Annotated in this window: 5 protein-coding genes; 1 reads left to right on the forward strand and 4 read right to left on the reverse strand. The window is 52.7% G+C overall.

Features of this window, described 5'->3' with window-relative positions; all coding sequences use genetic code 11:
* A partial coding sequence (locus tag CKO15_RS13100; protein ID WP_200197107.1) for a transposase occupies window positions 1-788 on the forward strand: 788 nt, incomplete at its 5' end.
* A gap of 665 nt (window positions 789-1,453) precedes the next feature.
* On the opposite strand, the gene CKO15_RS13105 is transcribed toward CKO15_RS13100, so the two are convergent.
* From CKO15_RS13105 to CKO15_RS13120, 4 genes are all read right to left on the reverse strand, one after another.
* The gene (locus CKO15_RS13105; protein WP_200197109.1) at window positions 1,454-2,383 is read right to left on the reverse strand and encodes an InlB B-repeat-containing protein; all 930 of its coding nucleotides are present in this window, start codon (window positions 2,381-2,383) and stop codon (window positions 1,454-1,456) included.
* A gap of 345 nt (window positions 2,384-2,728) precedes the next feature.
* Entirely contained in the window at window positions 2,729-4,531 is a 1,803-nt protein-coding gene (locus CKO15_RS13110) for a KAP family P-loop NTPase fold protein (protein WP_200197112.1), read from the reverse strand.
* Window positions 4,532-4,783: 252 nt separating this feature from the next.
* Window positions 4,784-5,665, reverse strand: a complete 882-nt coding sequence (locus CKO15_RS13115; protein WP_200197114.1) for a ComEC/Rec2 family competence protein — start codon at window positions 5,663-5,665, stop codon at window positions 4,784-4,786.
* Between the two features lie 89 nt (window positions 5,666-5,754).
* A partial coding sequence (locus tag CKO15_RS13120) for a phosphatase domain-containing putative toxin (protein ID WP_200197116.1) occupies window positions 5,755-6,210 on the reverse strand: 456 nt, incomplete at its 5' end.

Genomic DNA, 6,210 nt, shown 5'->3' on the forward strand with positions numbered 1-6,210 from the left:
TTGTAGCGGACCGTGGGTACAACCGGCCTTGTGAGCTGGTCGAGCAGGCCGCTCGCGGGGTGTGCGTAGTGGTGCGTTACAACGCCCATGGGATGCGAGTTTACGACGAAGCCGGACAGGCGATTAAAGTGGCGCAGTGGCTACGCGAGCAACCCGAGGCGAGCGTCTCGTGCAGCGTTCGTATTCGCTCCGGCCAAAGCTACATTGAGGCCCACTTGCATGCACGTCGATTGCCGCCGGAGAAGGCGAACCTCGCGCGGCAGGAGGTCCGTGACCGAGCGCGCAAAAGGGGTCGTACCCCTGATGCTGAGGCCTTGACTTTGGCTGACTGGGTGTTGGTACTCAGCACCGTGCCCGCTGCGATGTTGCCTACCGAGGCGGTCATGGAGCTGTATCGAACCCGATGGCAGGTGGAACTGCTGATGAAGCGCCTAAAAAGCCTACTTGATTTCGACTGTCTGCGGGCCCGCCGAAACAGCGAGCTGGCCGATGTCTACCTGTACGGCAAGCTGCTCTACGCGTGGCTGCTGGAGCATCGCGCCCAGCAGCGAGCCCCTTGGCAAGAGCTGGATCAACATCGACCGAGCACGCCCTGGCGCACTTACCAGGTGCTGCGCCAGGAACTAGCGGCAGTCATCACGGGCGCTGCGTGCTGGTGCTTGGAGCGCTGGGATGAGGCCTTGGCGGTCATGTCTGAGCGTCCCCGACGGCGACAACTGCAGCAGTTACCGCCACGAGTGAACGAGCTGATCAGCTATTGTCGGGATCGTGGAATCAGTAACGTATGAGTGCTAACCGGCTTATTTTGGCGCCTATGGCCTTTCAAGGTGGATCCCGGCTGCTCATCCGCAACCGCTTGATAGAACGACAACTGTAGCAAGTCGGGGTCACTAGTTGCCACCAGAGAATGTCACAGTCAGCCCTGCAAAAGGTTGATTCATAATGGTATTTATGCACACCTTGAAAGCCCTGCTTCGGTCGGTCTAACAAGTCGAGTTGCGCTGTTTCTCGCTTGGAGACCTCGATCGCGCTGCGATCTTAGGTGTTACCCGAGCGGGGAATCGGGTATAAACATAGGCAAGGATCATAGCGCGGTCCGACCGCTTAACCAACGCCTTGCTTAGCCACCCTTGGCACAGCTGCATCTCGACAAAATATGCCCTTAGCTTACTGATTTTACTAATCCTGCCACCGGCTGAGAACGGCTTTTAGTCCGTTTACTGCCGAACTCCGGGTTTACGGAATAAATTAGGGCACTTCTCATGCCACCGCTTGAGTTTCGTACAGGGGTGACATGCTAAAGCGCACGCAGGGAAAAGTGGTGGTTGTAGTGCTGCGGTGGTAAACAGAACAAGGCTGATCACTCGCCATATCAATAAGTCAAATATCAAATTTCTCCACGATTTCTTGGTCCCAGACAATCAAAATCATTCAGGGCCAAACATTTATTTTGCTATAACTCCACATCCTCGAGTCGCACATCAACCGAGCCCAGAAGATAATTAACCCGGGTGATTCGACCGGTAAATGTTATTACGCTTCCTTTTCGAAGGTCTGCAGCCCTCTCATCTTCGACATTCCTAAGGGTTATATTGGGGCGGCTCATCATTACATTTACATCAGGGTCGATTTGGATCTCGAACCCTCCCCGACGTTCCCTGACATCGTACACTTCGCCGCGCCACCGAACGATAAGTCCTATAATCTCATCTCTGTAATCATCCCACTGCGTGCTTGTCATATTCTCTGCATTATGTCGAACTTGAGCAAATTTGACACCGGAAACAACTTCTCTAAATACCGCGGTTATTTTCTGGTTATCGTCTGCAACAAAGCTTGCGGTTCGACTGCTTGAAGTAATTCCCTCCCAATGCGAGAACTCCCAGCCTGCTTCAGCATCTGCCGAGATATCGACTGTATCGCCACGAGCTACTTCCAAAGTGCCTGCGGGAGATGTCTTTCCGCCACCCTCAACTTCTAGGTTGAGAGTTACTTTATTAGAGATAAAGACCGCAGTCAGCTTTTTGTCTTCGCTGACTTCTAGCTCTTTTTCAGGCTGATCAGACTCAATGCCTTCCCAATGTGAAAATGACCAACCTTCCTGAGGTATGGCTGCAATTCTCACCACTTCACCTTGCTCCACGATGTTATAGCCTGATGGTTCAACATCGCCGCTGCCTTCAGCAGTGATTTCCAGCAAAGCCTCACCATCACCTGGAACCGGGACACTGTCACCCATTATAATACTCGCAACCAAAAAAACACCACCATATATTAGTGCTACACGTTTTCTGTTTGGCTGAAATGCGAGTCGCGGCTTTATCATCCCGAGAGCAAAGAAAACCATGCTCGCCAACACCAAAATCGCTATTAGCACATTCATTTATCCGAACCTCCTTGCTAATTTTTTTAAAACTCTGTTTCTGTGGAGATGATGGCTTACGTGTCGGCCTTATTTTTTGATCTGCTTGTAATGAAAATTCATGTGTCAAGGAACATGTTTTTATTTTCAGCGTAACACTTTATTCTGTGGTCTTGTTTCGCAGAGATGCTTCGAATCTGATTTGGTTAAATTGGAGGGGGATTGATCATCGCTCAGACCAGCAGCCCGTTACGTGGCGGATTTTGATAGTCGTCGCTGGGGAACGCCGGCGTCTTCGCCTGCAATTTTTATATGCCTGCCAACGAAGATGTTAGCGTTCTCAACAAAAGCGTTTAATTTAAGTCTTCACCGTATTGATGAAAAAACCTTCTCTAAAAGCCTACAAAACTCTTCGTTTTTTACGCAGTCGACTTTTGCTTGATATCGCCACCAGGTTCTTGAGCCAGCAATATTTTCCTCTACAAAAAAATCTGGCGCGGGAGGTTTTTTTGGTAGCTCCGGCGTTTCAATTAGTGAAACCATTAGATCTATTCTTTTCTTTTTCGGAGTAAGCGTAAAAGCTATTTTTTGTCTTCCGGCCGCGCTCGCTTTTCGGAATGAAATAAATTTTGGGGAGTATCTTACCTCGATGTCATCTTTAAATATTTCGATTAATCTGTCATGTACACCTTTTATGTTTTCTGTTTCAGTCTTTGAAGCATCATTTAGCACTGAGCTGCTGTAGGAGTCCCAGTTGCCATAGTTGGTTTTCTGAAACTTGGGTCTCGAGCTCATGTTTTCTTCTGTGGCGTTTACCGTTGTGACACTGGTTTTTTCGATAACTTTTCCAATGATTTCTTCTAATGCCTCTTTGTTGTTTTTTAAGACCACATCATTTATCAGGCTGAGGAGCTGAGAAATTTCAGGTGCTTTTTTTCGGTAGCTTTGTGTAACGTAGCAAATCCGGAAGAGTGCCTTTTCCCATTCCTCTTCGAAGTGTTCAGTTTTTGAGGCAATTTCCAAATCTTTGTTGAACTTCACGCTGTCTATTTCTTCTAACAGGTTTGTCTGCTCAAAAGCTATATCCCTGTCCCACTCTGTGAAGCCAGGATATTTAACAAGCAATTCGTAAATTTTTGGATACGCAATTTGAATGCATAGCAGCGAAAGCAATACAGTTTTCAGCTGAGTATTCTGAAGAATGTTTTCTTTTTTGTTTTCAGTGTCCGCCTCGATGAAAAGCATAATTAAACTTGCCGAGTTAACGAGGCGTTTCAAGGAGCGAGGATTCCCGCCCACGGATAGCCTAATGATAGAGGTTAACAAATCTCCATCAACTTCATTCTCTGAGTAAAAATCAACTTGCGTTAAAAGCTTGCCTACGTAGCTGCCAATGTCGTACTGCCCTAACGGCATCATGAACGGTAACTGTATTATCTTGTCAAAAAAGGCACGGAATTCCCATTCGTTTTCTTCTGTTCTTTTGCCAAACTTGCTTTCAAGCCCCTTTACCACGACTTGGTAATCAATCGCTAGTACAAATATGCAGCCCTGGATATTGAATATGTTTTTGAGTAGCTCAAGCACACGTACCGCATCTTTCGGATCAATGCGATCAAGGTCATCAACGTAGATAACAATCTTTTTAAACGGGTTAGTGTTGCGCTCCATGATTTCGCATGTGATCGCATTCAAGCTTTCCCGCAACTGCTTAATCGAACTGGCCTGTTGGCCAAGTAGCTCATCGGTTATTTCGCTCGCTTTGGCCCCCAAAGCTAAATTTGATCCAACTCGAAGGGCTCCTTTAAAAACAGCGCTAGATAGTGATTTTATTTTTTCTGCCCGGGAGGTGCTGATGTCGCAGTCAATTAGGCTGGTTAGGATTTCATTGATTATTTTAATCAACGCTTCCTCTGGGGTTGAAAGGAGAGAGTTTTCCCAGCTGTTAATCCATATTTGTTTGATGTTTCCGGGCTTTTCTAGCTCGAAATATATCGCGTTGAGAACAGATGTCTTGCCGCTGCCCCATTCACCCTGTATCCCGATAGTCAAAGGGGTTGGTGCCACGGCAATAAACTCCGTCAGCGCCTGCGCATGCCTCCCAATTCCGAGAAAATCTGCGCCGCCGCGGGGGTTTGGTTCATCAACAACACCTAAGTTTCTACTCATGCTATTGCTCCGTAGAAGGTTTGATATGAAAAGTTATCAATGGGTGTTAAGTCCGGGGGATGATCACCATTCGGTCCACATACCGCTCAATATCCGCCAACCACCCCGAACCGATGCCGTCGATACGGCGCAGCTGATCGACACTCGTCCACACCCTCTGCTCGATGATCGCCCGGCCCGATCGCTACTGATATGAGCGATCCGCTCCAACTCGCCTCCACTGGCCCCGTTGAGGTCAACGCAACCGGCCGGTCAGGGCACGGCCGCGGCGCTGTCCCGGGCACGATCTCCCGGTGTCACGGTACCGCGCCGTTCGGTATCGACGCGCCACAGCCCATCGGCGCCGCAGCGCATCCGGATACTGCCGTGGGCACCGGTTCCGAGCAGCGGCACCCCAGCCGCGGCGACACGTTCAACGACCGAGGCGTGGGGGTGGCCATAGCGATTGCCGGCGCCGTACTGGGCAACTGCGATCTGCGGAGCGACGGCATCGAGCCACTCTGCGCTGGTCGAGGTGCGGCTGCCGTGGTGGCCGAGCTCGAGGACGTCGGCGCGAACGTCGATGCCGCTGGCGATGATCTCGCGTTCGCCATTGGCCTCGATGTCGCCGGCGATGATCGCCGAGCAGGGGCCACGGTCGATGCGCACGACGAGGTTGCGGTCGTGGACGCTGCGGTTGGGTGTTTCGACTCCAGGGTGGAGCAGCGTCAGGTGCATTTCGCCGAACTGCTGGTCGTGGCCGCGGGTCGGCTCCCGGTAGCGGGCGTTCGAGTCTAGGGCGGCATCGAGCCAGGCCTCGAAGGTCTGAGTGGGGTGCTCGTAGCCGCTGTACCAGATCTCACCGACTGATTTGCGCTGCAGCACCCCGATTTGGCCGCCGATGTGGTCGGCGTGCGGATGGGTGGCGACCATCAGATCGAGGTGGCTGACCCCGTGTGCGCGCAGATAGTCGGCGACATCGTGGCGCGATCTGCCGCCGTCGATGAGGACGTGGTGGCCGTCGGCGTGGATGTAGGTGGCATCGCCCTGGCCGATGTCGATGAAGTCGATGGCGAGCTCGGCGGCCGCGGTCAGCGGGGCAAGGGCAGAGAGTAGGGCGCCCGTAACGAGGGCAAAGCGGGTTGGTCTGCGCATGGTTAAACGTCCTTGTCGTTGGTCGGCGATCCGTGCCGAGGGTGTTCAGGGGTGGAAGCGTACCACCTCCTGGGACTTTGGCAAGCGGTTTAGCTACGCCGAATGATGCGCCGCTGCACCGCCGGATGCTCCGGAAGACTCAGAACGTATTCGAGCTGCTCGCGGGTCTCGACCGCTCCGAGGCGCGCTTGGCGGACCCGGCGAAGAGCGTCATCGGGATCGACGCCGGTCTCGATCAGCAACCGGCAGGCGATCACGCCGGTTCGCCCGAGGCCGCCGAGGCAGTGCAGGCAGATCCGCAGGCCAGCATCGAGGCAGGCGTGCAGATCGTCGGCAATGGCCTCCCAAGCCGCTTCCGCTTTGGCGCCGGGTACGGAACCGTCGATGATCGGCAGGTGGTGCCAGCTGCCTTCACCCAGCCGCTCCTGAATCCGAGAGCCGAGGTCACCGACACCGAAGGCGGCGAGCTCGCTGCGCTCCATCAGGGTAACTACGCGGCAGGCGCCCCACTGCGCGATGCTTTCGATGTCGTCGTCGAGCTTGCG

Origin of the sequence: Halorhodospira abdelmalekii (assembly GCF_016583625.1) — a bacterium.
Lineage (GTDB): Bacteria > Pseudomonadota > Gammaproteobacteria > Nitrococcales > Halorhodospiraceae > Halorhodospira > Halorhodospira abdelmalekii.

What these genes read in the sequence shown, in the direction of transcription:
- CKO15_RS13105 (WP_200197109.1), bottom strand. Translation starts at nt 2,383, where the DNA reads ATGAATGTGCTAATAGCGATTTTGGTGTTGGCGAGCATGGTTTTCTTT.
- CKO15_RS13110 (WP_200197112.1), bottom strand. Translation starts at nt 4,531, where the DNA reads ATGAGTAGAAACTTAGGTGTTGTTGATGAACCAAACCCCCGCGGCGGC.
- CKO15_RS13115 (WP_200197114.1), bottom strand. Translation starts at nt 5,665, where the DNA reads ATGCGCAGACCAACCCGCTTTGCCCTCGTTACGGGCGCCCTACTCTCT.